Here is a 26,172-nt window from a genome sequence, read left to right as displayed (position 1 = left end):
TCACAACCGATGACCACCATGAAGATCGTCAACATCCTCGAATCCACCCGTCCCATCAAGTCGGACATCCGCAACGCCTACATCGACTTCTCCAAGATGACCTTGAGCCTGGTCGCCGTGGTCACCGATGTGATCCGCGATGGCAAGCCCGTCATTGGCTATGGCTTCAACTCCAACGGCCGCTACGGGCAGGGCGCGCTGATGCGCGACCGCTTTATCCCCCGCGTTCTGGAGGCCGAGCCTGGCAGCCTGCTGGACGAGACCGGCGAGAACCTGTACCCGCACAAGGTCTGGGCGCGCATGATGATCAATGAAAAGCCCGGCGGCCATGGTGAACGCTCGGTGGCTGTCGGCACCATCGACATGGCTGTCTGGGATGCCACCGCCAAGATCGCCGGCAAGCCCTTGTTCCAGCTGCTGGCCGAACGCTATGGCAATGGCACGCCCAACCCGCGCGTGTTTGTCTATGCAGCTGGCGGCTACTACTACCCCGGCAAGGGCCTGGATGGGTTGAAGAAGGAAATGGAAAGCTACCTGGCGCGCGGCTACTCGGTGGTCAAGATGAAGATCGGCGGCGCCACCCTGGCCGAGGACTGCGAGCGCATTGAATCGGTGCTGAAGATCCTGGGCCCTGGCCAGCAGCTGGCGGTGGATGCCAATGGCCGCTTTGACCTGCATACTGCTATCGACTATGGCAAGGCGCTGTCGCAGTACCCGCTGTTCTGGTACGAAGAGGCCGGTGACCCGCTGGATTTTGAACTGCAGGCCAAACTGGGTGAGGTCTACAAGGGCCCCATGGCCACCGGGGAGAACCTGTTCTCCATGCAGGATGCCCGCAACCTGATCCGCCACGGCGGCATGCACAAGGACCGCGACTGGCTGCAGTTTGACTGCGCGCTGAGCTATGGCCTGGTGGAGTACCTGCGCACCTTGGACATGCTCAAGGAATACGGCTGGTCGCCCAGCCGCTGCATTCCCCACGGCGGCCACCAGATGTCGCTGGCCATCGCCGCAGGCCTGGGCCTGGGTGGCAACGAAAGCTACCCGGACCTGTTCCAGCCCTATGGCGGCTTCCCCGATGGCGTGAAGGTGGACAACGGCTATGTCACCCTGCCAGCGCTGCCGGGCATTGGCTTTGAAGGCAAGTCCGATCTGATCGCGGAGATGCGGGCCCTGGCGTCTTGATCGTGTCCGGCCACAAGCGCTTGGGAACAGGGCGCTTGCGGCAATTAATTTGAGAATCGGCAAGTGCTCGCGCCAGGCGACGCTTGCTACGGCCTCCCCCAGCGGCGCCTTCTATGCGCCTTCGCGCCTCTGCTTATCCAAAGCCGAGGGGTTTTCTTGTTGGCCCCTGCCTGCTGGGGCATGCGCAACGGCCGCCCAGAGCAGGGCGCCTTCGGCAGTTTCTCAGGCCTTTGGTTCCCGCCAGCACTACCCGTGCATCAGCCTCCCCAGCCCCATCCAGCAGCGGCAAAAACACACAGCTCCGAGCGACCAAGGGTTAGCACTGAAAGCCATTCAGGCTTTTGTTTGTACTATTTACCTGTCGGCAGGTATGTAGTCCAACGCCAAGATCTGGACGGCCGGCCAAAGACACGGTTCATCGCAAAAAAAGAGCTGATCAAGGAGACAACGTGAAATCTGTACGCCCGCATGCATTGCTTTTGTCGTTATCGGCGGCCATGGCCGCGCCGTCCGCGTCCTGGGCCCAGGTCAGTGATGACGTGGTCCGCATTGGTGTGATGGGGGACCAGACGGGGCCTTATTCGGGCAACGGCGGGCCCGGCCATGCGCTGGCCGTCAAGATGGCGGTCGAGGACTTTGGTGGCAAGGTGCTGGGCAAGCCCATCGAGGTGGTGGTAGCGGATGACCAGAACAAGCCCGACATTGGCCTGAGCATCACCCGCCGCTGGCTGGATGTGGAGAAGTTCGACACGATCGTCGGCAACTCCGCCTCGTCGATCGCGCTGACGGTGGCCCAGCTGATGAAGGAGCGCAGCAAGCCCTACCTGATCGCAGGCACCACGACGGCCGACCTGACCAACAAGGCCTGCTCGCCGATGAATTTCAACTTTGTCGCCGACTCCTACGCGATGCCCAAGGCAGGGGTGAAGGCGCTGCTGAAGCAGGGCGTCAAGAGCTTCTACTTCATCGCGGTCGACTACGCCTTTGGCCAGGCCTACCTGGACGAGGCCACCCGCTTTATCAAAGAGGGCGGCGGCAAGGTCGCCGGGGTCACGCGCCATCCGCTGGGCACGGCCGATTTCTCGTCCTACCTGCTGCAGGCGCAGGCCAGCGGTGCCGAGGCGATTGTCATCATCAACGCGGGGCTGGATCTGTCCAACGCACTCAAGCAAGCGGCTGAATACCGCATTGCGCGGGGTGGACAGAAGGTCGCCGTGTTTGGCATGACGATCAACAGCGTCACCGCCATGGGCCTGGATGTGGCCCAGGGCCTGCAGCTGGCGCTGCCCTTCTACTGGGACCAGAACGACGAGACCCGGGCCTGGTCCAAGCGCTTCATGGCGCGCTATAACAATGGCGCACCCACCTACCTGATGGCCGGTGCCTACAGCGCCACCACGCACTACCTGCAGGCGGTGCAGGCTGCCGGTACCGACGAGGGCAAGGCCGTGGCGGCCAAGATCCGCGAGCTGCCGGTCAACGACTTCTTCTCCAAGCAGGTCAAGGTGCGGGCCGACGGCCAGGTGCTGCGGCCGCTCTATGCGGTGCAGGTCAAGACGCCGGCGGAGTCCAAGGCCAAGTTCGACTACTACAAGATCATCGGCACCATCGCGCCGGAAGACGCCTGGCGCCCCGCCTCCGAAAGCGTCTGCGACCTGCTCAAGGGGCAGTGATGGGCCGCACCCTCGTCACCGGTGCCGCACGCGGCATTGGCCGCGCCATTGCGCTGCGCCTGGCCCAGGATGCCCAGGACCAGGGCGGTAGGGCGCAGCTGACCCTGCTGGACCAGCATGCCGCCGAGCTGGATGCGCTGGCCGCCGAGCTGCAAGCGCTGGGCGCCCAGGTCCAGGTGCTGGCGGGTGATCTGTCGGGGCTGGACTTTGCCGCCCAGGCCCTGGCCGCTGCCGTGCAGCACTGGGGCGGGCTCGATGGGCTGGTCAGCAATGCGGGCGCGGCCTTTCCCGGTGCGCTGAGCGATTACCCAGTCGCCGACTGGGACCGGACCTTCGCGCTCAATGCACGTGCGCCGTTGCTGCTGGCCCAGGCGGCGCTGGCGCCGCTGCGTGCCAGTGGCGGCAGCATCGTGGTCATCACCTCGGTATCGGCCAGCCATGCCACGCCGCCGCTGGGCGCCTACAGTGCCAGCAAGGCAGCCGCGCTGATGCTGGTGCGCCAGCTGGCGACCGAGTGGGGGCCGCTGGGTGTACGCACCAATGCGCTGTCGCCCGGTTTGATTGCCACGCCGGGTACTGCGCTGGCCTATGCCGACCCGGCCGCCAAGGCCCACCGCGAGCAGCGCGTGCCGCTGCGCCGCATTGGCGGGCCGGGTGATATAGCGGGCGCCGTCAGCTTCTTGCTGAGCGATGCGGCTGCCTACATCAACGGCGCCGAGCTGGTGGTCGATGGCGGGCTGGCCCACACCATGATGGCCTCGCTGCCCCAACAGGCCTGGCAGGACCAGGCGGCGCAGCGCCGCGTGCCCCAGGCCGCTGCCGCTGGCTAGGCCGCAGTTGGCCAGCCCATAGCAACAACGTACTGTGTGATGGAGACCTGCCGTGTCTATCTCTCAAAAATTCAAGCGGGCCGCCAGCTGGGGCGTGCTCATCGGTGCCTGGGCCGGGGCGGTGGTGCAGGCGGCGGAGTTCCCTGACAAGCAGGTCACCATCGTCGTGCCCTATGCGGCCGGCGGCTTTACCGACCAGGTGGCCCGCGCCATGGCACCGGTGCTGGCCGAGAAATGGGGCAAGCCGGTGGTGATCGACAACCGCCCCGGCGGCGGCACCACGATTGGCACGGCCCTGGTCGCCCGGGCCCCGGCCGATGGCCATACCCTGCTGCTGAGCAGCCTGGGTTACCTGACCAACCCGCTGATGATGGCCCGGCTGCCCTATGACCCGCAGGACCTCAAGCCGCTGATGATGGTGTCCGAATCACCCAGCGTGCTCTATGTGGGCAAGCAGGTGCCCGCCAGCAACCTGGCCGAGTTCGCCAGCTATATGCGCGCCAACGATGGCAAGGTAGCCTTCGCCTCGTCGGGCGTCGGATCCAGCCCGCATATCTGTGCCGAGATGCTGGCCTCGGCCGTGGGCGCGCACATCATCCACGCACCGTACCGGGGCAATGCCCCGGCGTTGAATGCCTTGATGGCTGGCGAGGTGGCTGCGTTGCTGGATGCGCCCAGCTCGGTCAGCTACGTACAGGCAGGTCGCATGAAGGTGCTGGGCGTTGCCAGTGACAAACCGGTGCGCAGCGCGCTGCCGCTGACCCCGTTCTCCCAGTCGTCCGCGCCTGAGCTCAAGCGCTACAGCTGCAGCAGCTTCTTTGGCTTTTTCATGCCGGCCAAGGTGCCCGCCGCACTGCAGCAGCGCATCTACCGCGATCTGCGCGCCGTGGTGGAAGTGCCAACCGTAGCAGAGGGCGTGACCCGTCCCGGTGGCGAGCTGCATCTGCTCGGCCCCGAAGACTTCACGGCCTACCTGGATGCCCAGCGCCCGCGCTGGGCCGCCGTGATCCGAGAAAAGCACATTACCCAGGAATGAGGGCAGGGGGCCCTCAGCCCCTGCCAACCCCTTGTCGTTTGATTTGACCTTGAACCCGGAAACATGACAGCAACCACCGATCCCTATGCCGACTTTCGACAAACCCTGCGCGACTTTGCGCAGCAGCACTGCCCGCCCGCGCTGAAAGCCAAGGTCCGCGCCAACGAGAAGCTGGGCCGCGCCGAGATGAGCGCGTGGGCCAAGATCCTGCAACGCAAGGGCTGGAGCGCCCCCAACTGGCCGATCGAGTGGGGCGGCACCGGCTGGGACATGCAGCAGCGCTACCTGTTTGAGGAGGTGATGGCGCAGGAAGACTGCCCGCCGCTCTACCACCATGGCATCGGCCATATCGGCCCGGTGATCATGCACTTTGGCACGCCCGTGCAAAAGGAGCGCTACCTGCCGCGCATTGTGGACGGCAGCGAATGGTGGTGCCAGGGCTACTCCGAGCCCGGTGCCGGCTCCGACCTGGCCTCGCTGCGCACCGCAGCAGTGCGCGATGGCGATGACTATGTCATCAACGGCCAGAAGATCTGGACCTCCCATGCGCAGGAGGCGGACATGATGTACACCCTGGTGCGTACTTCCAAAGAGGGCAAGAAGCAGGCCGGCATCTCCTTGCTGCTGGTGCCGATGGACACGCCCGGCATCGAGGTGCGCCCCATCCCGACGATTGACCACTGGCACCATGTCAACGAGGTGTTCCTGCGCGATGTGCGCGTGCCCGTGGCCAACCTGATTGGCGAAGAGGGCGGCGGCTGGGCTTGCGCCAAGTTCCTGCTCGACCGCGAGCGCCTGTCGCCCGCCACCGTGCCGCGCCTGGTGCGCCTGTTGGAGCAGATCGAGCAGCCGCTGCGCGAGCGCGGCCGCACGCAACAGGGCGCCAGCCAGCACATGCTGCTGGAGCGTCTGTTCCTGGCCCAGGCAGCCGTGGCTGGCGCCAAGGAGATGCTGATCAGCGCCATCGACGAAGAGATGCAGGGCACCCTGGCCTCGTCCAAATCCTCGGCGCTCAAGCTGTTCTGCTCCGACCTGGCCCAGCAGATCATCGGTATCGCCTTCGACATGAGCCCCGACTACGCGGCGCGCCTGATTCCGAGCCTGCCCGAGGGCAGCCCCGCCGATGTGGAGCTCAAGCGCGAGCTGATCCACACCTATCTCTTCTACCGCTCACGCACCCTGGCCGGCGGTACCAGCGAAGTACAAAAAAACGTGATTGCACGCGATATCTTTGGAGCCTGACCCATGCCTTTTCAAGCCTCTCCCATGTTTCCGGGCGACCTGTATGACACAACGCTGCGGGTGGCGGCCAATGCCCAGGCGGTGAATGCCACGCTGACCGAAGCCGAGCCCTCCGACCAGGCCAGTGACAGCTGGCAGCAGTTTCTGGAACTCGGCTGGCAAGCCGTGCTGGTGCCCGAGGCCAGTGGCGGCGCGGGCTCGACCTTTGCCGATGTGGCCTCCATCGCAGAGGCCGCTGGCCGCTATGGCCTGACCACGCCGCTGGTCGCACGCTGCGCCGTGGTGCCAGCGGTGCTGGGCGCCATCCCCGGCCGCGACGATGTGGCCCAGATGCTGGGCCTGCTGGCCGCGGGCGAAGTCTCCATCGCCCCCGTGTTTGCGCATGACGGCAGCTGCAGCCTGACGGCGATGGTCGATGCCGAAGGCGTGCAACTGCAGGGCAGCCTGCGCGGCATCGACTTGAGCGAGCCGGCCAGCCATCTGCTCTTTCTGGCCCGCAGCGCTGCTGGCGAAGCCTTGCTGCTGCTGGCCAGCCGCGACCAGCTGGGCGGCAGCCTGCAAAGCTGGGCTGGCCATGACGGCCGGTTGACCGCCGACTTGAGCCTGAAGGCCACACGCCTGCCCGCCAGTGCCGTGCTGCAACGGGGCCGGGCGGCCGTGGCCGCTGCCGAGCGCGCCAATACCGTGGGCGCGCTGGTCTGCTGCGCGCAGATCGTCGGCGCCATTGGCGCGATGGTGGAGCAGACCATCGAGTACCTGAACACGCGCCAGCAGTTTGGCGTGCAGCTCTCCACCTTCCAGGCGCTGCGCCACCGCACGGTAGAGATGTATGTGGCCTATGAGAGCGTGCGCGGCATGGTGCGCGAGCGCGTCGTGGCCTTTGACCTGGGGGATAGTGACGCGCATGCAGTGGCGCTGCTCAAGCACTACCTGTCGATCGCGGCCCGCCAGGTGGGCGAGTCGGCGATCCAGCTGCATGGCGGCATTGGCATGTCGCGCGAGCTGCCTGCGGCCCGCCTGGCCATGCATGCGATAGGCTGCAGCCTGCAGTGGGGCGACCGCTACGAGCAGCTCGACAGCCTGGCAGCCGACATGGCCGCCGAGATTGCGGCTGAAGTCGCCGCAGAATCGGCACCCACCGCCGCCCGCGCCTGAGAGGAGCCGCCATGAGCCACGCATCTTCGTCCCTCGACGCCTTGTTCCACCCCCGTTCGGTAGCGCTGGTGGGCGCCTCGTCCGATCCCGAGCGCATTGGCGGCCGCCCGCTGCGCTTCATGCTCGAAGCCGGCTTTGCCGCGCCCATCTACCCGGTCAACCGCAGCGGCGCGCTGATCCAGGGCCTGCAGTCCTACCAAAAGGTGTCCGATATCCCTTTCCCGGTCGACCAGGCCATCATCTGCGTGCCGGTGGCCGGGGTGGAAGAGGCCGTGCGCGATGCCATTGCCAAGGGCGTCAAGGCCATCCAGGTGATGACGGCCGGCTTTGCCGAGATTGATGCGGCCGGCCGCGCGCTGCAGGACCGCATGGTGGGCCTGTGCCGCGCTGCCGATGTGCGCATGCTCGGCCCCAACTCGCTGGGCCTGCTCAATGTGCCGGCGCGCTTTTTCTCGACCTTCTCCACCTTTCTCAATGGCGCCCAGCCCCGGCCGGGCGCCATCTCGCTGGCCACGCAAAGCGGCGCCTTTGGCTCGGCCGCCTACGGCATGGCCACCTTGCGCGGCCTGGGTTTCAGCAAGATCATCGCCACCGGCAACGAGGCCGATGTCGATGTGGCCGAGAGCATCGACTACCTGGCCGACGACCCGGACACCCGCATCATCTGCGCGGCGGTCGAATCTTGCCGCGACGGCAACCGCCTGCGCCGCGCCCTGCTCAAGGCGGCCCGCGCCGGCAAGCCAGTGCTGATCATGAAGGTAGGGCGCACCGAGCTGGGTGCCGCCGCTGCCTCCACCCATACCGGCTCGCTGGCCGGCAATGACAAGGTCTACGACACGGTGTTCCGCGAATGCGGCGCCCTGCGGCCCGAGTCCATCGAGGAGATGCTGGACATCGCCTACCTCTACACCGTCAGCGGCGTGCTGCCGGCCAATGACGAGTTGGGCGTGTTCACCGGCTCGGGCGGCATTGGCGTGCTGATGGCCGACGAGGCGGGCGCCCAGGGCATGGAGCTGCCACCGTTGCCCGCCCCCGCCCGCGAGGCGACCCTGGCGCTGCTGCCTTTTGCGGTGGCCGCCAACCCGCTGGACATGACGGCCCAGGTCACCTCGGTGGCCAGTGGCACCGCGCGCACCCTGGGTGTGATGCTGGAGCACACGCGCTATGGCGCGGTGCTGGGCTACCTGGCCCATGTGGGCCTGTCGCCCGAGCGCTTTGCCAGCACCCAGCAAGAGATTGCGGAACTGGCCGCGCAGCACCGCGAGCGCCTGACCATCCTGGTGATGCTGGCCTTGCCCCAGGTGCGCAGCGCGCTGGAGCAGCAGGGCGTGGCCGTGTTTGAGGACCCGACCCGCGCCGTGCGCGCCGTAGCCGGCCTGGCCAAGATCCGCCAGCGCTGGCAGGCGCTGTACCAGCTGCCCGGCGGCGAACCGCCTGCCGCGCCCGCGTTGGCGCTGGACGATGTGCATACCGAAAGCGGCGCCAAGCGCGCGCTGTCGGCTGCCGGCCTGCCGGTGCCGCCGGAGTACCTGTGCAGCACCGCCGCCCAGGCGGCCGCAGCAGCGGCAGAAGTCGGTTTCCCGGTCGTGGCCAAGATTGTCTCGCCCGACATCGCGCACAAGACCGAGGTCGGCGGTGTACTGCTCAACCTGCAGGATGCTGCTGCCGTCGAACGCGCCTTTGGTACCTTGATGGACCGCGCCCGCACAGCGCGGCCCGGTGCCCGCCTGGAGGGCGTGCTGATCGCCCCGATGCTCAGTGGCGGTGTGGAGGTGATCCTGGGCCTGCACCGCGACCCGACCTTTGGCCAGATGGTGATGTATGGCAGCGGCGGCACGGCGGTGGAGCTGTTCCAGGATGTGGCGCTGGCATCGGCACCGCTCACGGCAGACCGCGCCCAGGCGCTGGTCGATGCGGTGCGCTCCAGCCAGCTGCTGCGCGGCTGGCGCGGTGGGCCGCACTACGACGAGGCCGCACTGGTGCAGGCGTTGTGCCGGCTGTCGGAGTTTGCGATGCAGCATGCCGACAGCATCCAGAGCGTGGACATCAACCCGCTGATGGTGCGCACCCGGGGCGCCATGTGCCTGGATGCGGTGATCGAGCTGCGCGCGCAGGAGGAACAGCCATGAGCATGAGCAGCGAAGCCAGGCTGGCCCAGCTGGAGGCGCGGCTCCAGGCGCTGAGCGACCGCGAGGCGATCCGCGAAGCCCTCTACTCCTACTGCCGGGGTATTGACCGGGGCGACGAAGCCGCCCTGCGCGCCGCCTACTGGCCGGATGCCACCGACCGCCATGGCGCCTACCAGGGCAGTGCGGAAGGCTTTATCCAGGCAGCGCTGCCCCAGCTGGCCAAGGGGCGCTACATCCACAACATTGCCAACCTGTCCATCCACCTGAACGGCGATGCCGCTGCGGTGGAGGCGTATTTTCTGGCCTACCAGACGGACACCGATGCCGCTGGCGCGCCGCGCGCCACCTTCTTGTGTGGCCGCTATGTCGATCTGTTCACCTGCCGCGCCACGGCCACCGCAGAGCGTGAATGGCGGGTGGCCAGGCGCGTGGTGGTTTATGACTGGCAGGACATCTGGTCCGCGCCCACGCAGGACGAAGCCACGCGCTTTGGCCGGCGCCTACCGATTGGCGCCAGGGCGCCTGACGACCCCTGGTACGCGTTGATGCGCGAGGTGGCCATGCCTGCCAGTCCCTAAGCGCACCCCTACTCAGGCGGATCGCATCCGCCCCTTCTGCCCCTGCGCCTGATGCCAGGGACTTCCTTTCTCACTGCGCTACCTAGCGCGGTGCGGATCTGCTCGGTCTAACAAAACAGCAAAGCGTTTTCACCGTGGTCGTGCATGGGGCCAGGCCCGACCACGTCTTTCCAAAAGTACTACAGGAGACAAACCATGAAAGCCAACAAGCCCAGACTTCATCCGCTGCTCGCAGCACTCATCGCTACCGCGGCGGCCGGGGGCGCAGCGGCGCAAACCGCGCAGACCCAGGAGCTCAAGCAGATTACCTCGCCAGCCGGGGGGCTGGCACTGGGCAGCAGCAGCTCGGTACAGGTCTATGGTCTGATCGACAGCAGCGTGGCCAGCGTATCGATGCAAGGCCAACGGGCCACCAAGCTGGAGAGCGGCCACATGATGGGCTCGCGCCTGGGCTTCAAGGGGAGCGAGGACCTGGGCGGCGGCCTGCGGGCCAACTTCCAGCTGGAGATGGGCATCAACACCTCCAACGGCGCGCAGCAACAAAACCAGGGCTTTGGCGCCAAGGCCTTTGGCCGGGGCTCGCTGATCAGCCTGACCGGCAACTTTGGCGAGCTGCGCATGGGCCGTACCCTGGCATCGCTGCCGACCGAGGTGCAGGCGGTGGGTGACCCCTTTGGCCTGGGCGGCGGCGGCAACCTGCAGGGCATCCAGCCATCGCCCGGCCGGCAGAACAACAACATCCTCTACCAGAGCCCGTCGATCGGTGGCTTTATCGGCAAGGCCGCCTACACGATCAGCGAGTACACGCGCCAGAACATCGACATCGAGCACCGCGCCCACCAGTACACCCTGGCGCTGTTCTACAAGAACGATGCCTGGAGCGCAGCCGTATCGGCCACGCGCATGACCAACCCCACCGATGGATCGGCAACGCGCTATTTCAACTCGGCGCTGGCCTATGACTTCAAGGCCTTCAAGCTGTTTGGCTCGTTTGCCACCTTCAAGAACCCCGGCGCGGCCATCACACCGACCGTGAACACCGGCCTGGACAACAGCGGCCAGCTCGCCGGCTTCCCCTCGGTCGGCTACTACGAAGGCCAGGACGACCGCAGCTTCTCGATCGGCGCCTCCGTCAAGCTGGGCCCTGGCACCTTGCTGCTCAACGCCATCGACCTGAACGACACCGGCCCGCTGAACCGCGATGCACGCCAGTACGGCGTGGCCTACCTGTACCCCATGTCCAAGCGCACTACCTTGTACACCGACTATGGCTATGTGAAGAACAAGAACGGTGCTGGCTACACCTTGACCGGCGCGGTGACTGCGGCCGGCTTTACCAACAACGGCAACAGCAATGCCTACCGGGTGGGCATCATCCACAGCTTCTAACGGCAGGCGAAAGCAACAAGGCCCAGGCGTTTGCAGCGCCTGGGCCCTTTTTATGGGGAGTAGCTTTAGCGTGTTGGATTGCTAGCCAGCAGCCCCTGGAAAATCATGTCAATGTACTGCTGCACCACCTGGCGGGTGCTGAGCCGCCCGGTGGGCGAGTGCCAGCGGGGCAGCTGGTTCAGCACGGCCAGCAGCATGCGGCTGGCAATGGTGGGGTCCACCTTCTGGAACACCTGGCTGTCCACAGCTTGCTGGATCGCGTCGCGCAGCAGTTTTTCATACTGGTCGCGCAGGGCCAGATTCTCGGTACGGGGCTTGGCATTGTCGCCAAACCAGAACATGTTGGAGCCGGCGATCCAGGAGTCGCGGTTGCGCTCCATATAGTCTGCCGAGGACAGCATGAACTCGCGCACCTTGGCCTCGGGGCTGGTCACCTTGCCCATGGCTGCAGACACGTAGTTGACGAGGGTGCGCATGCCATCGACCAGGATGCTTTCGTAGAGCGCATCCTTGTTGGGGAAGTGGTAGTACAGCGCGGCCTTGGTGATCTGGGCCTCTTCGGCAATGTCGCGCAGCGAGGTGCCGTCAAAGCCCTTGGTGGCAAACAGCCGCATCGCTATTTCTATCAGTTGCTCTTTCCGGTCTTCCACACGCATGCGCGTGATGCTGCCTTCTTCGGGGGCGTCGGAGGTTTTCGTCGTGTTTTTTTGCATAGTCACCAAAATTTATTTGCCCTGATATCGCCCGGGAGACGGTCGATCCGCACCCGGCGGCTTGTGGCTTCTGGGCGGTGGCACCATCATAGTTCAACGAAAATCATCCATCCATCGGGCCCAGCCCGACGCTGTCGGGGGGGCGCAAAGGCTGCGTTGCCCCAGGGTTGTAGCCCAGGGGCGGCAGCGATCGATGATTCTCGGCACGTGGGAAGGGGGGCCGCTAACAAGGCCCAGCAAACCGATGGTTTGCAGTTGAGGCTCGCCCCCGGCAGGACAGGGCGCGACCGGCGAGGCAACAACCTATCAAGGCCTGTGTCAGCGGCTCTTAGCGGTACCCGGCTAGTCTCAGCGGCCCTTGTAGACCGGCTCGCGCTTTTCCAAAAACGCCTGCTGCGCCTCGCGCGTGTCTTCCGTCTTGGACAGCGCCACGGTGTTGCCTTGCTCGTAGCGGTAGGCATCACGCGTGGGCATCAGCAAGGTCATGCGCGCAGCTTCCTTGGCCAGGCGCAAGGCGATGGGGCTCTTGGAGGCAATCTCGCGCGCCATCTCCATCGCATAGGGCATCAGCTGGTCGGCGGGCAGGCAGGCCTCGATCAGGCCCAGGCGGTACATCTCTTGCGCCGACACCTTCATGCCGGTAAAGAACATGCGGCGCGCGCGCGATTGGCTGAAATAGCGCTGCAAGAAGGTCACGCCCCCCGCCAGGCCCACATTGATTTCAGGCATCGAGAAATAGGCATCTTCCGAGGCCACCCAGATGTCCGAAGCCATCACCAGCCCAAACCCAGCCCCCAGCGCCGGGCCGTTGATCGCCGCAATGATGGGCTTGGAGCATTCCATGATCGCGTTGTTCGACTCGCGCACCAGGCGGTTGTGGCGGCCATAGGCACCGGGCTCACCCGCCAGGTTGGGGCGCTCGCGAATGTCGGCACCGGCCGAGAACACCTTGCCCGTGCCCGTGAGCACGATGCAGGCCACATCGTCGCGGTCAGACAGCTCGTCAAACAGCTCCATGATCTCGTTGCGAAACTCCTTGTTCTGCGCGTTGACGGGCGGGCGGTTGAGGGTGACAACGGCAATCTTGTCCTTGATGTCGACGATGAGCGTGTTGTAGGCCATGCAGGGTCTCCTGGTTGAATACTAGTAATTTACCGGTCGGCAAGTAAATATTAGCGAATAACGGCGGAGGGCTCAAGCGGGTTGGTACGGGGAGGGGGTGGGGGTGTCGCTCAGGTGATTGGGGGGATGAAAAGCTTGGCTCGGATATGGCGCTACTGGGGCGGGGGACTTCTCGTGTGGGCGTTGAAAGTACATGGGATATGCATGGGCCGTTGTACCCAGTGGAAGTCATCTATTGACTTCAGTTAGCTGCGGAGGCCTGGAGACATTCACGGTTAGGATAAGGGGAGACGTATCTGAACTTACCGAAAATTAGCCTTTCATCATGGATAGGTTTGACTTCTGAGGCGGGTGAGCTGCTTTCTAAGACTTGTAAAAAGGAAGAGAAATGGAAATAGAGAAGATTTCAATAGCAGGTTTTCGAAACTATCTAAATGCTGAAATTAATTTCAATAAAAGCACTTTGGTGATAGGGGCCAACGATAGCGGGAAGACCAATCTAATATATGCGATGCGCCTCTTGCTTGATAAAAGCTTGGCGGAAAGTGAACTTGAACCATCCGAGGCAGATTTTCACTTTGAACTCAATGGCAAACAAAGTGATGACATATGCATCGATCTGTATTTTAAAGAAGTTACAGAGGATGCAGTTCTTTCAATACTCAAAGGAAAAGTTGGAGATGATGGTAAATGTATCCTACGGTATGCCGCAAAACGGGATAGTCTAAGCTATACATTGTGGTGTGGTCCTGCGTTGAATGATCTTGAAGAGGTTGCCGGGAGATATTATTTAAAATATTTGAATTTGAGATATGTTAAATCCCAAAGAGACTTGGAAAAATATATCAACGCTGAAAAGCGCCAACTTCTGAAAATTTCGCAAGAGAATCGTTGTGAAAAACAAATAGAGGAAGATAAAGTTAAGCTTACGACGATTGAGAAGGGGTTAAGTTCCATCAATAAACGTGTTCAAGAGTTGCACTACGTAAAAGGAGCAACCGAGGCGGTAAATGCTGAATTGTCAAAGCTCTCTCATGACCTTTCTTCTTATTCTGTGCATTTGGACTCAGGGGCGATAGAGACACAGCAGTTCATTGACAGTTTGAAATTGGGAGCAAGCACTGCTGGTGCTCGTATTTCACTTGGCGGAGATGGTAGAAATAATCAAATTCTGCTTTCACTTTGGAAAGCAAAAAGCGAAAGGGAATTCGACCCTGATAGTGAAGTTGTATTCTATTGTATCGAGGAGCCTGAGGCACACCTTCATCCGCATCAGCAAAGAAAGCTGGCTGACTACCTAATAAGCGAGCTTCCCGGGCAAACATTTATTACTACGCACTCCCCTCAAATAACAGCTAGATTTTCTCCTGAATCTATTGTGCATATAAAGTTGAAGGGCGGTAAAAGTCATGCTGCAAGTGGAGGTTGTGCAAAATGTATCGACGATGCCTGGGATGAGCTAGGGTATAGAATGAGTATTCTTCCAGCAGAAGCATTTTTTGCGAAAAGCGTGTTTCTCGTCGAGGGCCCGTCAGAACAGCTATTTTACACGGAATTAGCAAAATGTCTTGATATAGATCTTGATTTTTATAATATTTCTATTCTTGGTGTTGATGGTGTGCAGTTTCAAGTCTATGTCAATATATTAAATGCGATGGAAATCCCTTGGACAATAAGAACCGATAATGATTTATCTGATGTCACAAAAAAGAAAAGGTTATATAAAAATTTAGCTGGAATTAATCGATGTTTAACAATAGCAGGTTTTAAGAAGCAAAATCATATGAGTGAAAAAACTACTCATGATGACTTAATTTCTAATGGACTTTGGCAGGAATGCTCTAGAAAAGTTAACAAGAAGGGAATTTTTCTTTCCAAAATTGACTTGGAGCATGATTTGGCAATAGAAATGCAGAGTGAAATTTTGGAATATACGTCAAAAGCAGATATTTCATCGGCTATCACATACCTTCAAGCTAAGAAGGCTATAAGGATGCGGGAGTTTCTAAGTAGCCAATCTTCCAATTTGTCTAAAATCAGAGATGGAGAAATAGCTCGCGCTTTATTCCACTGCATTAATCAAGCAAGAGGATAAAATGATAGATTTCACCGACGGCCAGATAGATGCTATCAAATATCCTGGAAATTTAGTTATCACTGCATGTCCAGGGAGTGGGAAAACGACTGTTATTTCTGAAAAAATTAGAAACGAAGTTGATTCTCTAAAACGGCATCAAGGTATTGTTGCTATTACATTCACGCGAAAAGCTAGCATGGAGCTCTCAGAGAGGTGTAAGCGCCAGGGGAAAGATGTTAAGGCTAGCTTTTTTGGCACTATAGATGCATTCTGTATATCGGAAATAATCCTCCCCTTTTCTAAATTTATTTTTAATTGCACATCTAAGCAAGAACCAAAATTTCCAGATGAGCTATCAAGTCAAGAGAAGGAGGCCATTGATGAGATTGAGCAGCAAATTGGGGAAATGACTTCTGAAAACTTCGAGAGCTATTTAGCTACGATAGAAGAGCTTTACAAAATTGGGTGCTTATATTTTCCATATATACCATTTCTTGCAAATCATATTCTTAGTAAATCTGAGGCGTGTCGTCGTTATATTAAGGCAAGATATTCTACCGTTTATATAGATGAATATCAGGATACTTCGGCTGCCCAACATCAGTTATTTTTGCAGTTGCTGAAGATTAATATTCGTGGAGTTTGCGTGGGAGATGTACAGCAATCAATATATGGCTGGAGAAAAAGTAGTCCAGAATTTCTCAAGCAGCTTGTAGCACTTTCAAGCTTTCATCATATTGCTATCTCCATGAATCACCGCTGTCATATATCAATTTCTAATTACGCGAATCGACTTTTCTCATCGAGTGTTAGTATTTCTGAATGTGATGATTTGCGAGTGTATCAAATTTTAATGGATGGCACTGAGCTTGATGCTGCCGAAAAAATAAACAAAATAGTTCCCCAAATTGCTAAAAAATTTGCAGTGAAAAGCAACTCAAATATTGGGATTCTTACAAGGTATAATTCAGGTCTTAAACGGCTTCGGGAGAAACTCTCCATACCCTGTAAAATTTTCTTCGACGATGATCTTACGAAGATAGAGTCCAAGATCTCTCAGCTTTGGGTGTTGCTTCTCGAATACAAATTTAATAATGAGTTGCTGGCTGATGATATCGTAAACGCATATAGCTCAGTATCAGATGGTAATAGAGGTCGAATTAGATCACTCCGTGACAGCATTAAAAAAGTACGGAGCGTTGCTGTAGATGAGTTGGAGGAGTGCTTAGTTGCTGCTTCTACAGTTCTGCTCGACAAGCTGCCTACAGCCTACGAACAGGATGTACTTCGTCGGATTATCAACGATCGTGAGGCACTAAATTATTATCTTCCAGCGACCCAAGATCAAGTTCAGTGTATGACACTTCACAAATCGAAGGGTTTAGAGTTTGATGTCGTAATTCATTTAGATTTGGTTGACTGGGTCTTTCCCAAGCGCGTGCCTGGTAAGAGCTACAGTGATCGTGTTTTCCCGGATTGGGAACAAGATCTCAACCTGCATTATGTTGGGATCACTAGAGCAAAAAACGCATGTTTCTTAGTTCACACTAGTAAGCGAATTAATGCAAGTGGTGAAACTAAAAATGCCAGTCCTTCGGATTTCTTGGGGTTGCCTGGTCTTGAAAATCTATTCAAATCTTTGAATCGTTAAAAATAAATTCCGATCGATATTGCCATAGGGCCTAGTTTGGTTCATGCATTGAGAATGCCATTAATATATCTTTGGTGCTAGCGCTTGATTCTCAGTAGGAATTTTCCAGTTTAAATATAATGAATCGCGCGTCACGGGTGAGGAAATATATTGAAGTAATGGGCGCCATAGAAGGAAGAGAGTGATGATTGATCTGCTGCCAGTGCTTGAAACAACTACGAAAAATATCAGAAAATCGATGAGGCAATGGTTTTCAGGCTACCCTGCAGGTATGCCATGGACAATCGTTTCAGATTACTGCATCGACGATAAAGAAAAGAAGAACGATGTTTTCTCGTTTGTGGTCATCGCGCACCACGACAAGACAGCGGAAATCATGGAGTACCTCTCAGCGGTTGCACCGCAGGATATAAAAAAAGTTCAACGAGTGCCAATAGGGTTGATGCAGTACCTGACGTGTCCAGAGCCGGTAACGTTTAGCGTATCTTTCGTCATAGAAAGAAAGTCTGCTCTGCTACGAGACTATTTGCGTATCGAAGACATGTTAAATTTCATACCCGACGTCTGTGATTTTATTGAATCGATGGGCATTAATTCGCCTGCTAGCGATGCAGTCGATTCGATGTATTTTAAGGAAGTGACTCAGCGGCTGCGAATTTTTGCGAAAGATTTGGCAAGGAAGCAGCCGAATGCCAAGCTGGCTAGGCAGATTCACCTCGCGTCTGCATTCGCAGCGACCATGTTCTATCTTGTTGCGCATTCTACTCGCGCGGGGGATATGAGGTGGATTTCAGACAGGGATAAGCTAATTGAGCATAACGACACTGTGGTTTATGACTTGGCGTATGTCTATTTTGTGCTGATGATGTCTTCTCAGGCTCGGTCGCAAGAGGTTGGTGCACAAGGTAGACTAATATTGGAGCTGCCGAAAATCTGGTTTGAATTGCCAGAGAAGGCAGGTGAGAATAGGTTCGACGCGCTTATCCGTCTGGCTGATTATCTCGCTGGGACACTGGCAGACCTGGGGCCAGACCTGTCATATTCAAAACCGAAGTTTGGTGAGATGCTAGACGGTGTCTTAGTTGACTCTTCAACAAATTGCGTCGTACAAATGCTGTCGGATGGTGAGCGTATTGGGGGAAGATACGCATCCATCCGTTCGCTCTAGATGGCATGCGTCGCGTAGTCGGCCCCTGTCCACACGCGCACGTCAGCGCCATACGTGTAAGCTTCTTAAGGTCTTCTACCGTCGCTCTTGCTACTAGATCAAGTAGGGTCGGTGCCTAGCTAGATCTTGCTGAAGTAGCTAAAGGGGCGATTAAGAATGATGCCCTTATCGCGCAGCGTCATCATTTGCACGTACGCCTTAGCCAGTACATAGACGGTTGTCTTCGATCATTGTTAGAGATGATCGACGGCGCTTAACAAACACCCGCCCTAAACCGCCACCGTCCCTCCATCCACCGGCAACGTCACCCCATTCACATAACTAGCCAGCCCCGACACCAAAAACACCGCCGGCCCGGCCAGCTCTTGCGGCACGCCAATCCGCCCAGCAGGCGTGCGCTGGATAAAGCCTTGTAGGCGCTGCGGGTTGTTGCGGGTGGCTTCGGTCATGGGGGTGTGGATGACGCCGGGGGCGAGGGCGTTGACGCGGATGCCGTCGCGGCCCAGGTCCAGGGCCAAGGTCTGGGTGGCCATTTTTACGGCACCTTTGGAGGCGGAGTAGCCCATGGCGTTGCCTTGGGCGATAAAGGCCGCGCCGGAGGCGATGTTGAGGATGCAGCCGCGCGTGGCGCGCAGCGCAGGCAGCCAGGACTGCACCATGTTGTAGAGGCCAAACACGTTCACATCGATGACCTGGCGCAGGTGGCGCGATGCCTGGGGGTGGTCGATGCCTTCGCGGATCAGCAGGCCGGCGTTGTTGACGAGGGTGTCCACCGGGCCGATGTCGCTGCCGATGCGGGCGGCCAGTGTTTGGCAGGCCTCCAGATCGGTGACGTCGAGCGCAAAGGCCCAGCCGTCTGTGCCTGCGGCTTTTACCTGGGCCAGGGTGTCGGCGCAGCGTGCAGTGTCCAGGTCGGTCACGATGACGCGGGCGCCGGCCTTGGCAAAGCTGATGGCTATGGCCTGGCCGATGCCGCTGGCTGCGCCGGTGATGAGGGCCAGGCGGCCTTGCAGCAAGCCGGGCGTTTCGGGGAAATGGCTGGGGGCTTGGGGCTGGACAGCGGCTTGCGCGGGTACGGATGTTGGGTCGCTCATGCTCATGCTCCTTGTCCAGTTTGGCTGCGGCTCTGGCGCTCGGCTTGGTTGTGGGCCTCCAACTGTGGTGCCGCCTGGCGTGCCTGGCGGGTTTCCAGCCAGGCGTAGAGCTGGCCGATGATGCCCTTGCGGAACAGCATCACGACGACGACAAAGACGAGGCCCTGGATGATCAGCACCCACTCGGCCATGGCGACCAGGTAGTTCTGCATGCTGACGATGATGGCCGCGCCGATGACAGGGCCCAGCAAGGTCTGCAGGCCGCCGACGATGCAGATGAGCAGCGCCTCGCCCGAGGTGGTCCAGTTCACATCGTTGAGGGTGGCCAGCTGGAAGGTGATGACCTTGAGCGCACCGGCCAGGCCGGCGAGCGCGGCCGACAGCACAAAGATCACCAGCTTGTAGCGCAGCACCTGGTAGCCCAGCGACTGGGCGCGCGCCTCGCTGTCGCGGATGGCGCGCAGCACCTGGCCGAAGGGCGAATAGACGATGCGGTAGATGAGCCAGAAGGCGGCGGCGACCAGGGTGGCGGCAAAGTAGTACAGCGTGGTGTTGTCGGCCAGCGAGATAAAGCCAAACACCTCCGGCCGGGGCACGTTCTGGATGCCGTCCTCACCACCGGTAAAGGGCAGGCGCAACGCGAAGAAGTAGATGACCTGGGAGAAGGCCAAGGTGATCATCGAGAAGTAGATGCCATGGCGGCGGATGGCCAGCAGCCCGGTGACCACGGCCACGGCCATCGCGCAGAGCATGGCCAGCAGGATGGCGGCCGAGCCGTCCCAGCCCCAGACCTTGATGGCATGCGCGGCGGCGTAGCCGGCCGTGCCAAAGAACATGGCGTGGCCAAAGGACAGCAGGCCGGCGTAACCCATCAGCAGGTTGACCGATGCGGCCAGCAGCGCGTAGCACATCAGCTTGATCAGAAAGACCGGGTAGGCCACCAGCGGCGCCAGCAGCAGGGCCACCAGCGCCAGCACCAGCAAGATGGTGTTGGTGCGTTGTGAGAAGAAATGCATGTTCAATCCTTGGGAAAGACAAGAGCTTGGGTGGAGACCCAGGGTGCAGGGCGGCGCGGGCGCATCAGTGCGCTCTACCAAACAGGCCGTTGGGGCGCACGGCCAGCACGATGATCATCACGATGAAGATGACCACGCCGGCGCCTTCGGGGTAGATGACGCGGGTCAGGCCTTCGATGGCGCCCAGCGCAAAGCCGGTGATGATCGATCCCATGATCGAGCCCATGCCGCCGATGACGACCACGGCAAAGACGATGATCATCAGGTTCGAACCCATCAGCGGGCTGACCTGGTAGATGGGCGCGGCCATCACGCCGCTGAAGCCGGCCAGGCCCACGCCCAGCGCATAGGTCAGGGTCAGCATGCGCGGCACATTGATGCCGAAAGTGCGCACCAGCGGCGTGTTCTCGTTGGCGGCGCGCAGGTAGGCGCCCAGCTTGGTTTTTTCGATAAAGTACCAGGTCACCAGGCAGACGGCCAGGCCCGCCAGGATCACCCAGACGCGGTACATCGGCAAAAAGCTCAGGCCCACATCGATGCCGCCTTGCAGCGGGTTGGGGTAGGGCTGGCCGCTGACGCCAAACCACAGCCGGAAGGCGCCCTCCATCAGGATGGAGATGCCGAAGGTGAGCAGCAGCGCGTAGACATGGTCCACCGCGTACAAGTGGCGCAGCATCGTGCGCTCCAGCAGGATGCCAAAGGCCGCCACCACCAGCGGCGCCAGGATCAGCGCCCACCAGTAGCTCAGCCCCAGGTAGTGCAGCAGGCCCCAGGCCACAAAGGCGCCCAGCATGTACTGTGCGCCGTGGGCAAAGTTCACCACATGCAGCAGGCCGAAGATGATCGACAGGCCCAGGCTCATCAGCGCGTAGAACGAGCCATTGATCAGGCCCACCACGAGCTGGCCGATCAGCGCGGCTGTCGGGATTCCGAAAAGAGTATCCATCGTATTGTCTCCGCCTGTCACAGTCCCAGCAGCGCTTCGATCTCGTCGCGCCGCGTTTCCAGCTCGGCGCGGTGGAAGTGGCTGGCCAGGCGCCCTTCCTCGATCACGTAGAAGCGGTCCGCCACCGATGCGGCAAAGCGGAAGTTCTGCTCCACCATCAGCACCGTGTAGCCGCGCGCGCGGATCATCTCCAGCGTCTGGCCGATCTTCTGCACGATGACCGGTGCCAGCCCTTCGGTGGCCTCATCGAGCAGCAGCAGGCGCGCGCCGGTGCGCAGAATGCGGGCAATGGCCAGCATCTGCTGCTCACCGCCCGACAGGCGGGTGCCCGGGCTTTTGCGGCGCGCATGCAGGTTGGGGAAGACCTGGTAGATCTCCTCCACCGTCAGCCCGCCGGGGTGCAGCAGGGGCGGCAGCATCAGGTTCTCTTCGGTGCTGAGGCTGGCAAAAATGCCGCGCTCCTCCGGGCAATAGGCCACGCCCAGGTGGGCAATGGCCTCGGGCGGCAGGCCTTCGGTGGGCTTGCCCTGGATGCTGATCTGGCCCTCACGCTTTTTGAGCAGGCCCATGATGGCGCGCAAGGTGGTTGTCTTACCGGCGCCATTGCGGCCCAGCAGGCAGACGACCTCGCCTTCGCCGACATGCAGGTCGATGCCGTCGAGCGCCAGCGTTTCGCCATACCAGGCGCGCAGGTTCTGCACCTGCAGCATCTGGCGCGGTGCGGTGTTGCTGCCGTTGTTGGCGTGGGCGTTTTGGTTGTTCTCAGGCATGGGCGGCCCCTCCGACATAGGCTTCAATGACCCTCGGGTCGCGCGATACCTCGTCATAGCTGCCTTCGGCCAGCACCTGGCCGGCCTGCAGCACGGTGACGGTCTCGCACAGCTGCGATATCACCTTCATGTTGTGCTCCACCATCAGCACGGTGCGCCCCTGCGCCACCTTGCCGATCAGCTCCACCACCGGCCAGATGTCCTCATGGCCCAGGCCCGCCATGGGCTCGTCCAGCAGGATCATTTCGGGCTCCATCGCGATCGTGGTGACCAGCTCCAGCACGCGCTTGCGGCCATAGGGCAGGTCGCAAGCCTTGACGTTTTTCCAGCGCGTCAGGCCCACGCTATCGAGCAGGTCCATCGCGCGCTCGTCCAGCGCGCTCAGCACCTTGACTGAGCGCCAGAAGGTGAACGTGCCGCCGGTCTTGCGCTGCAGCGCAATGCGCACGTTCTCCAGCACCGTCATGTGGCTGAAGACAGCCGCAATCTGGAACGAGCGCACCAGACCCAGCGCCGACACGCTGGCCGGGTCGCTGCGCGAGATATCACGCCCGTTGAACAGCACCTGGCCCGAGCTGGGGCGCAAAAAGGTGGTCAGCAGGTTGAAGCAGGTGGTCTTGCCGGCACCATTGGGGCCGATCAGCGCATGCACCGAATGGCGCTTGACCTGGAGGTTCACATCCTTGACGGCATAGAAGCCGCTGAACTGGCGGCAGAGCTGGCGCGCCTCCAGGATGGGGGCATCGGCCTCGGGGGGAGCAGTCATCGCGGCGCCTCCGATCAGATGAAGGACTGGGTGGCGCCGCCGTCGACCAGCATCGATTCGCCGGTGACAAAGCGGCTGTCGTCAGACGCGAAAAAGCAGGCGGCGCGGGCAATGTCCTGCACCGTGCCCAGGCGCCCCATCGGCGTCTTGGCGATGCGCAGGCGTACTTTTTCTGCATCGACATTGATGCCCACGCCTTCGGTCGGGATGGAGCCGGGGCAGACCGAGTTGACGCGGATGCCGCGTGGCCCCAGCTCTGCCGCTGCTGCGCGCGACAGGCCCAGCGCCCCGGCCTTGACGCCGCAGTACACCATGCCCTGGGGCATGCCGATAAAGGCGGCCGCCGAGGCGATGTTGACGATGCTGCCGCCGTCGTCCATGGCTTCTGCTGCTGTCTGGATGCCCCAGACGATGGAGTTGAAGCCGGTGCCCACCATGCGCTGCAGCGCCTCTGGCGTGATGTCGGCAATCGGGCCGTAGCGCACCCAGATGGCGTTGTTGACCATGATGTCGAAGCGGCCGTAGCGCTGCTTCAGATCGGCAATCGCGCTGCTAAAGCTGTCGCGGTCGGCCACATTGCCGCCATAGGCATGGGCGCGGCCGCCCTGGGCCACGATGGCTGCGGCCACCTCGGCGGCCTTGTCCTCGGCGCGGTCCAGAATGCCGACGCTGCCGCCCTCATCAGCGATGGCCTGGACGATGGCGCGGCCGATGCCCTGTGCGCCGCCGGTCACGAGTGCGACCTTGCCTGCAAAGCGTTGTGTCATGGTGTTTGTCTCCTGGTATCAATAAAAATGGGGTTCGCCGCGCCGGTCTCAGCGGGGGCTCTGGCTGTCGTCAAAACGCGCTTCTTCCAGCCCCGGCAGGGCCAGGCCGTCGATGACGAAGACGGCCCCCGCATCCGGGTGGCTGGAGCGCAGCAGGTTGCCGCTGTTGCTGATCGAGGTGAGGTAGATGGTCTGCAGCGCGGGGCCACCAAAGGCCGGGCAGGTGATGAAGGCATCGGCGGGAAAGTCCACCGTGGCCGCCAGCTCGCCACTGGGCGTAAAGCGGGCCAGCTGGCCGTTGAGCACCATGGCCACCCAGAGGTAGCCCTGGGCATCGACGGTGGCGCCATCGGGCGCCAGGCCCAGTGCAGCGGTATCAATAAAAGCCTCACGCGCACCGCAGGCACCGGTGGCCGGGTCATAGGCATAGCGCCAGATCTGGCGTGCCGGGCTGTCGGCAAAGTAGAGCCAGCGGCCGTTGGGGCTAAAACAGGTGGCGTTCGCGACCTGAAAGCCTTGGTCCAGCTCGCGCAAGCGGCCATCGCCGCTCAGCTGGTAGAGCTTGCCGGTGGGGGACTGCGGCGTCATGCTCATCGAGCCGACCACAAAGCGGCCGCCCCGGTCGCAGCGCCCGTCGTTCAGGCGCATGCGCTCGGCGCTGTGCTGTACCTGCACGCGCATCGGCGTGGTCTGGCCGCTGTCCGGGTCCAGAAAATGGAAGTCATCTTCCAGCGCCAGCAGCAGGCGCCCGCTGCGGCACAGCGCGATCGAGCCGATATGGGCATGCAGCGCCCACTGCTGCTGCCGGCCATCTGCCGGCCAGTAGCGGTGTACCAACTGGGCGCGGCCATCAATCCAGTACAGCGATTGCGTGGCCACATCCCACAGCGGGCATTCGCCCAGCAGATCGCGCTGGGGCAGCAGAGGATGGATGCGCGCGGCCAGCGCCGGCGCGGTGAGGGCGTTCATGTCTTGTCTCCTGGTGCGGCAGCCAACGGGGCCCGGCTGCTGCGGCTGCGCCGGCCTTTTCTGGTGGGGCCGTGCGCGTACCGGGCGGGTGTTTTAGTTAGTGGGCAGCTGTTGCGGCCGGCAGCTGGTAGCCTTTGAACTGCTCGCGCAGCCGGGTCTTGAGCAGCTTGCCGGTAGCCGTGTGGGGCAGCTCATCGACAAACTCCACCGCATCGGGCAGCCACCAGCGCGCCAGCCGGTCCTTCATAAAGTCCAGCACGTCCTGGCCGCTCACATCGGTGCCGGGTTTGCGCACGATGACCAGCAGCGGGCGTTCCTGCCAGCGTTCGTGGTGCACGCCGATGACGGCGGCTTCCTTGACAGCGGGGTGGGCCAGCGCCAGGTTCTCGATGTCGATCGACGAGATCCATTCGCCGCCGGACTTGATGACATCCTTGGCGCGGTCGGTGATCTGCACAAAGCCTTCTTCATCCATCCGTGCCACATCGCCGGTGCTGAACCAGCCTTGCGCATCCAGCGCCGAGCCGGCCTCTTGCCCGTAATAGGCGGAGATGACCCAGGGGCCGCGCACGCGCAGCTCGCCAGGGGCCGGGTCGCCGGGCGGCAGCTGCTGACCCTCGTCATTGAAGATGGCCACATCCACGCCATACATGGGCCGGCCCTGGCGGGCGCGCACATCGATGCGCGCGTCGCGGGCCAGTGCCTCATGCTGGGGCAGCAGGGTGCTGACGGTGGCGACGGGGCTGGTCTCGGTCATGCCCCAGGCCTGGTTGGCGGTCACACCCAGCAGGCTGTCGAACTGGTCGATCATTGCGCGGGGCGCGGCAGAGCCGCCCATCATGATGCGTTCGAGCTTTAAGGCCTCCTTGTCGCCGGCGGGCAGGCTCTCTACATATTGCAAAAAGCCCATCCAGACGGTGGGAACGCCCAGCGAGAAGGTGCAGCCCTCATCGCGCATCAGCTGGTACAGCGCCTTGCCACTCAAGTCCGGCCCGGGCAGCACCAGCTTGGCGCCGCACATGGCGCTGGCATAGGGCAGGCCCCAGGCGTTGACATGGAACATCGGCACGGTGAGCAGCACGCAATCGCGGGCGCGCAAGGCCAGGCCATCGGCAGCGCAGACCACCCAGGAATGCAGCACGGTAGAGCGGTGGCTGTAGAGCACGCCCTTGGGGTTGCCGGTGGTGCCCGAGGTGTAGCACAGCGATGAGGCGCTGTCTTCGGCCAACTCGGGCCAGTCAAAATCGCCGGCGTCCTGGGCCACCAGGTCTTCGTAGCACAGCAGCGGGGCGGGCAGGTCCATGGCGGGCAGCTGGCCGGGCTGGCACAGCGCCACATAGGCCTTCACGGTTGTGAGGCTGGGCGCCAGTTCGGCCACCAGGCCGGCAAAGCTCAGGTCAAAGAACACATAATCATCGGCCGCGTGGTTGAGGATGTAGCGGATCTGGTCGGCAAACAGGCGCGGGTTGACAGTGTGCAGCACGGCGCCCGCGCCCGACACGGCGTAGTACAGCTCCAGGTGGCGGTGCGTGTTCCAGGCCAGAGTAGCCACGCGTGCACCGCTGGCCATGCCCTGGCGCAGCAGGGCGGCGGCCAGGCGCCGCGAGCGCTGGGACACGGTCAGCCAGTTCGAGCGCGTGAGCGCGCCATCCGGCGTGCGGGAGACGACTTCCACCTGGGGATGAAAGCGTGCTGCATGTTCCAGCAAGCCGGAAATCCGCAGCGCGCGCTGCTGCATTAACCCTTGCATGTTGCTCCTTGTTTTGTTTTATATACCTGTCGGCAGGTAAAAAGTTTAGCAGCCGCAGCAGCGCTGCAAGCCCGGGATTACCCTGGACCTGTCCCCTCCAAAACGCTTGCGGGGAAACCCTGTTGTTTACCGGTCGGCAAGTAGGC

General features: G+C 61.2%; 22 protein-coding genes. 12 read left to right on the top strand and 10 right to left on the bottom strand.

The features are described from left to right. Positions 1 to 18 precede the first annotated feature (18 nt). The 9 genes from MJ205_RS11520 (at position 19) to MJ205_RS11480 (ending at position 11,217) form a co-directional block, all read left to right on the top strand. A complete protein-coding gene (locus MJ205_RS11520; RefSeq protein WP_239812564.1) occupies positions 19 to 1,185 on the top strand; it encodes a mandelate racemase/muconate lactonizing enzyme family protein in 1,167 nt (388 codons plus the stop codon). A 449-nt stretch (positions 1,186 to 1,634) separates the two neighbouring features. After that, complete coding sequence (locus tag MJ205_RS11515; RefSeq protein WP_239812563.1) at positions 1,635 to 2,858, top strand: ABC transporter substrate-binding protein; 1,224 nt, start codon at positions 1,635 to 1,637, stop codon at positions 2,856 to 2,858. Continuing rightward, a complete protein-coding gene (locus MJ205_RS11510; RefSeq protein WP_239812562.1) occupies positions 2,858 to 3,688 on the top strand; it encodes an SDR family NAD(P)-dependent oxidoreductase in 831 nt (276 codons plus the stop codon). Before MJ205_RS11515 ends, MJ205_RS11510 begins: the two co-directional genes overlap by 1 nt. Before the next feature lie 52 nt (positions 3,689 to 3,740). Next, positions 3,741 to 4,724 (top strand): Bug family tripartite tricarboxylate transporter substrate binding protein, encoded by a 984-nt coding sequence (locus MJ205_RS11505; RefSeq protein ID WP_239812561.1) that lies wholly within the window; start codon positions 3,741 to 3,743, stop codon positions 4,722 to 4,724. A 63-nt stretch (positions 4,725 to 4,787) separates the two neighbouring features. After that, positions 4,788 to 5,966, top strand: coding sequence for an acyl-CoA dehydrogenase family protein (locus MJ205_RS11500; RefSeq protein ID WP_239812560.1), 1,179 nt, complete (start codon positions 4,788 to 4,790; stop codon positions 5,964 to 5,966). A gap of 3 nt (positions 5,967 to 5,969) precedes the next feature. Then, a complete protein-coding gene (locus tag MJ205_RS11495) occupies positions 5,970 to 7,121 on the top strand; it encodes an acyl-CoA dehydrogenase family protein (RefSeq protein WP_239812559.1) in 1,152 nt (383 codons plus the stop codon). 11 nt (positions 7,122 to 7,132) lie between these two features. Beyond that, entirely contained in the window at positions 7,133 to 9,250 is a 2,118-nt protein-coding gene (locus tag MJ205_RS11490) for an acetate--CoA ligase family protein (RefSeq protein WP_239812558.1), read from the top strand. Beyond that, positions 9,247 to 9,828 (top strand): nuclear transport factor 2 family protein, encoded by a 582-nt coding sequence (locus tag MJ205_RS11485; RefSeq protein ID WP_342395180.1) that lies wholly within the window; start codon positions 9,247 to 9,249, stop codon positions 9,826 to 9,828. The genes MJ205_RS11490 and MJ205_RS11485 overlap by 4 nt, the downstream gene beginning before the upstream one ends. A 195-nt stretch (positions 9,829 to 10,023) precedes the next feature. Continuing rightward, positions 10,024 to 11,217 (top strand): porin, encoded by a 1,194-nt coding sequence (locus MJ205_RS11480; protein WP_239812557.1) that lies wholly within the window; start codon positions 10,024 to 10,026, stop codon positions 11,215 to 11,217. Positions 11,218 to 11,282: 65 nt separating this feature from the next. Here the strand turns inward: MJ205_RS11480 and MJ205_RS11475 are convergent, their stop codons facing one another. Both MJ205_RS11475 and MJ205_RS11470 read right to left on the bottom strand, forming a co-directional pair. Beyond that, positions 11,283 to 11,930: a TetR/AcrR family transcriptional regulator gene (locus MJ205_RS11475; protein ID WP_239812556.1), complete on the bottom strand. Its 648-nt coding sequence runs from the start codon at positions 11,928 to 11,930 to the stop codon at positions 11,283 to 11,285. Positions 11,931 to 12,278: 348 nt separating this feature from the next. Then, complete coding sequence (locus tag MJ205_RS11470; protein ID WP_021028139.1) at positions 12,279 to 13,052, bottom strand: enoyl-CoA hydratase/isomerase family protein; 774 nt, start codon at positions 13,050 to 13,052, stop codon at positions 12,279 to 12,281. Between the two features lie 388 nt (positions 13,053 to 13,440). Here MJ205_RS11470 and MJ205_RS11465 point away from each other — a divergent pair, with 388 nt between their 5' ends. The 3 genes from MJ205_RS11465 (at position 13,441) to MJ205_RS11455 (ending at position 17,948) form a co-directional block, all read left to right on the top strand. Beyond that, positions 13,441 to 15,147 (top strand): ATP-dependent nuclease, encoded by a 1,707-nt coding sequence (locus MJ205_RS11465; protein WP_239812555.1) that lies wholly within the window; start codon positions 13,441 to 13,443, stop codon positions 15,145 to 15,147. 1 nt (position 15,148) lies between these two features. Then, the gene (locus MJ205_RS11460) at positions 15,149 to 16,780 is read left to right on the top strand and encodes a UvrD-helicase domain-containing protein (RefSeq protein WP_239812554.1); all 1,632 of its coding nucleotides are present in this window, start codon (positions 15,149 to 15,151) and stop codon (positions 16,778 to 16,780) included. 184 nt (positions 16,781 to 16,964) lie between these two features. Beyond that, entirely contained in the window at positions 16,965 to 17,948 is a 984-nt protein-coding gene (locus tag MJ205_RS11455) for a hypothetical protein (RefSeq protein ID WP_239812553.1), read from the top strand. Between the two features lie 269 nt (positions 17,949 to 18,217). Here MJ205_RS11455 and MJ205_RS11450 read toward each other — a convergent pair whose 3' ends face one another. The 8 genes from MJ205_RS11450 to MJ205_RS11415 all read right to left on the bottom strand — a co-directional run bounded on the left by MJ205_RS11450 (position 18,218) and on the right by MJ205_RS11415 (position 26,026). Then, positions 18,218 to 19,042: an SDR family NAD(P)-dependent oxidoreductase gene (locus MJ205_RS11450; protein WP_239812552.1), complete on the bottom strand. Its 825-nt coding sequence runs from the start codon at positions 19,040 to 19,042 to the stop codon at positions 18,218 to 18,220. Between the two features lie 2 nt (positions 19,043 to 19,044). Continuing rightward, entirely contained in the window at positions 19,045 to 20,058 is a 1,014-nt protein-coding gene (locus MJ205_RS11445; RefSeq protein ID WP_239812551.1) for a branched-chain amino acid ABC transporter permease, read from the bottom strand. Positions 20,059 to 20,122: 64 nt separating this feature from the next. Continuing rightward, positions 20,123 to 21,004, bottom strand: coding sequence for a branched-chain amino acid ABC transporter permease (locus tag MJ205_RS11440; protein WP_021028133.1), 882 nt, complete (start codon positions 21,002 to 21,004; stop codon positions 20,123 to 20,125). 17 nt (positions 21,005 to 21,021) lie between these two features. Further along, positions 21,022 to 21,714, bottom strand: a complete 693-nt coding sequence (locus tag MJ205_RS11435; protein ID WP_239812727.1) for an ABC transporter ATP-binding protein — start codon at positions 21,712 to 21,714, stop codon at positions 21,022 to 21,024. A 52-nt stretch (positions 21,715 to 21,766) separates the two neighbouring features. Beyond that, complete coding sequence (locus MJ205_RS11430) at positions 21,767 to 22,540, bottom strand: ABC transporter ATP-binding protein (protein ID WP_239812550.1); 774 nt, start codon at positions 22,538 to 22,540, stop codon at positions 21,767 to 21,769. Positions 22,541 to 22,554: 14 nt separating this feature from the next. Further along, the gene (locus tag MJ205_RS11425; protein WP_182327830.1) at positions 22,555 to 23,307 is read right to left on the bottom strand and encodes an SDR family NAD(P)-dependent oxidoreductase; all 753 of its coding nucleotides are present in this window, start codon (positions 23,305 to 23,307) and stop codon (positions 22,555 to 22,557) included. 48 nt (positions 23,308 to 23,355) lie between these two features. Further along, complete coding sequence (locus MJ205_RS11420) at positions 23,356 to 24,276, bottom strand: SMP-30/gluconolactonase/LRE family protein (protein ID WP_239812549.1); 921 nt, start codon at positions 24,274 to 24,276, stop codon at positions 23,356 to 23,358. A 97-nt stretch (positions 24,277 to 24,373) separates the two neighbouring features. Then, entirely contained in the window at positions 24,374 to 26,026 is a 1,653-nt protein-coding gene (locus MJ205_RS11415) for a long-chain fatty acid--CoA ligase (RefSeq protein WP_239812548.1), read from the bottom strand. Positions 26,027 to 26,172: the final 146 nt, after the last annotated feature.

Origin of the sequence: Comamonas sp. B21-038 (assembly GCF_022387135.1) — a bacterium.
GTDB lineage: Bacteria > Pseudomonadota > Gammaproteobacteria > Burkholderiales > Burkholderiaceae_C > Comamonas > Comamonas sediminis.
This window is presented reverse-complemented; position numbering and strand designations above follow the sequence as displayed.